This is a genomic window from Aquiflexum sp. (assembly GCF_041749095.1).
In the GTDB taxonomy this organism is placed as follows: Bacteria; Bacteroidota; Bacteroidia; order Cytophagales; family Cyclobacteriaceae; genus Aquiflexum.
Map to the genome: position 1 here is coordinate 1 of NZ_JBGTCA010000207.1, position 2334 is coordinate 2334.

A 2334-nucleotide genomic window follows, 5' to 3' on the forward strand; every position below is an offset into this window, starting at 1 on the left:
GCCATTTCTATGATTCTATTTATTTCCTCAGCTTTAAAGTCTGTTGTTTTCTTCATGATCTAAAAACTTTAGATCCGATCCTTTGTTTTGATCAGAATGGAGAAAGTCAATATTGTTTGGTTTAAAAGGGATCTGAGATTGTGGGACCATGCCCCATTAAAGGCGGCTATTGAAAATGGGCTACCTATTATTTTGGTATATTGTTTTGAACCTGAACTGATAGCTAGTCCAAAATCCGACATTCGCCACTGGAGGTTTGTTTGGCAAAGCTTGGTGGATCTGAATTCCCAACTCAAAAACCATGATACCAAAATCCATATTTTTTATATGAATCCGCTGATGTTATTTCAGGAATTATCCAGAATTTATAAAATTCAAACCCTGTATTCCCACCAAGAGACAGGTATCAAGATTACTTATGACAGGGATAAAAGAGCTGCGGTGTTTTTCAAAAAGGAAAATATCCTGTGGAAAGAATATGCTCAACAAGGAGTGAAGCGGGGCAGGAGCGATAGAAATAACTGGTCAAAAGATTGGTACAGCATGATGTCTTTGCCACAGGAAAATCCTGATTTATTCAAAGGTTTTTTTTATACCTTATCCAATCAGTTCATAGAAAGTCTGGAATCCACAAACATTCCTGAAGCATGGAAATCCCCTCATCCCAATATGCAAAAAGGGGGAGAGGTTACTGCAATGAAATACTTCCATACATTTTTTGAGGAAAGGGTTAAAAATTATATCAGACACATTTCAAAACCTGAATTGAGTCGAAAAGGCTGCAGTAGGTTATCTCCTTATCTTGCGTGGGGCAACTTGTCTATCCGTCAGATTTATCAAGCTGCTGAGAAGAAAAAGAAGGAGAAGTTTCAAACCAAGAATCTGACAAATTTCCAATCCAGACTAAGATGGCATTGCCCTTTTATCCAAAAATTTGAAATGGAATGCAGAATGGAGTATGAACATGTCAATCGGGGATTTGAAGAATTCATAAAGCCTAAAGATGAGAATAAAATCAAGGCATGGGAAGCAGGGAAAACAGGAATTCCGCTCGTGGATGCCTGTATGCGATGTCTTAAAGAAACAGGTTATCTCAATTTCAGGATGAGGGCAATGGTCGTATCCTTTTTGACACACCACCTTTTTCAGGATTGGAGGGAAGGAGCAAATCATTTGGCAAGGATGTTTCTGGATTTTGAACCTGGAATCCATTACCCGCAATTGCAGATGCAGGCAGGGGTGACAGGTATCAATACAGTCAGGATTTATAATCCCCTCAAGCAATCCACTGATCATGATCCGGATGGGGTTTTTATCAAAAAGTGGGTTCCCGAGCTTGCTGACTTACCAGTTCATATCATGCACGAACCATGGAAAATCACAGGGATCGAACCAGCGCTTTATGGATTTCATTTGGGAAAGGATTATCCTTATCCCATAGTGGACTTGGAAGCCTCAGGAAAATTCGCAAGAGACCACATCTGGAAAGCCCAAAAAATGGTAGCAGTGAAAGAAGAAGCAGAAAGGATTTTGAATAAGCATACTGTGCCAGATAGATGGCCTTAGGGGGTGGGTTTGATAAGGTTTAATTAAATACTGAATTGTCAGAATCAAAAATTGTCTTTATCTTGTTGACAATGATTTATTAATCGCTTTACAAATGAAAAGAATGTTTAGAATAATACTTACCCCTGAAACTGAGGGTGGTTTTACAGTTGTAGTACCTTCCCTTCCAGGCTGTGTCACATGGGGTGGGACTATAGAAGATGCCAAAGAAATGGCTACTGAAGCGATATCCTTATATGTTGAAGATTTGGAGGCAAGTGGTGAAGAAATCCCAAATGATATAAATAGCCTGGAACTATCACTAGTGGTATCATGATGATTTCGATCAAATAAAACAGTTTTAGAATTTTTTCACTATGAAAAGTCTAACTCCAAAAGAATTAATCAAAGTTCTGGAATCCCTATTTTTCAGCGAAGTAAAGGAAGCCATTATCTTTTTAAGCATCCTGATGGAAGACGAACATTAGTACCCTTTCATACCAAAGACCTGAAAACCGGAACTTTACTTACAATCTTGAAGCAAGCAGGACTTTCAAAAAATGATATTTGATTGACATGGTCTGGTAAAGGTTGGTGATATTGAAGGATTTTATTTTAAAAAAAATAGGGAAATTGGGTGGGGATAAAAAGCGATTTTAAGTGGTCTAAGAAAAACTGAATTATATAACCACCTTAAATCCGCAGGCGGATGAGGAAAAAAGCCGAAAAAGCGGCTGATTTTTTTTGAATCAGGCTTTTCCGGCTCGTTTTTTTTCACTTATTTGAGTG

General features: G+C 38.2%; 2 protein-coding genes and 1 pseudogene. All 3 read left to right on the forward strand.

The window, feature by feature from the left end:
- Positions 1-96: 96 nt before the first annotated feature.
- Positions 97-1566, forward strand: coding sequence for a deoxyribodipyrimidine photo-lyase/cryptochrome family protein (locus ACEW8O_RS10110; RefSeq protein WP_373494510.1), 1470 nt, complete (start codon positions 97-99; stop codon positions 1564-1566).
- Between the two features lie 103 nt (positions 1567-1669).
- A complete protein-coding gene (locus ACEW8O_RS10115) occupies positions 1670-1882 on the forward strand; it encodes a type II toxin-antitoxin system HicB family antitoxin (RefSeq protein WP_373494511.1) in 213 nt (70 codons plus the stop codon).
- 150 nt (positions 1883-2032) lie between these two features.
- Positions 2033-2116: pseudogene (locus ACEW8O_RS10120) on the forward strand (hypothetical protein); the annotation flags it as partial.
- Between the last annotated feature and the right edge of the window lie 218 nt (positions 2117-2334).